The organism is Bradyrhizobium sp. Kon58 (assembly GCF_055807455.1).
The window spans coordinates 1-307 of the sequence record NZ_JBVVOT010000305.1; the positions used below are offsets into that span (position 1 = coordinate 1).

Below are 307 nucleotides of genomic sequence, written 5' to 3' on the forward strand. Positions count from 1 at the left end.
CAGTGAACGTTTGGTTGTTTGCCAATGCGCGAACCGCCAAATCAACAAAGAATGGCACGCGCATTGGCAAAAAACCAATCGTTCTCTGATAAAGACACAGAATCTGAGTTTCGTAGCAGAATTTGGGAATCGGTGATTGCAAGGAGCGACAGGCGTGGAGACGGAATGCCTGATCGTAGGGAAAGAACTTTTGTAGAAATTTCGAAGAAGCGTGCCAAGAGTATGGTGTTTGGTGTTCCAGCAAGGGATTTCGATGCTGGTGCTGTCGAGCAGCTTGAGGCTGACGATCTAATTCTCCGCGTCCAAA

The 307-nt window shown here is 47.9% G+C and carries 1 protein-coding gene; it reads left to right on the top strand.

Annotated features, from left to right (window positions below):
- Positions 1–24: 24 nt before the first annotated feature.
- Positions 25–307: hypothetical protein (locus tag AC0L20_RS40570; RefSeq protein WP_473295757.1), on the top strand; the 283-nt coding region annotated here is incomplete at its 3' end.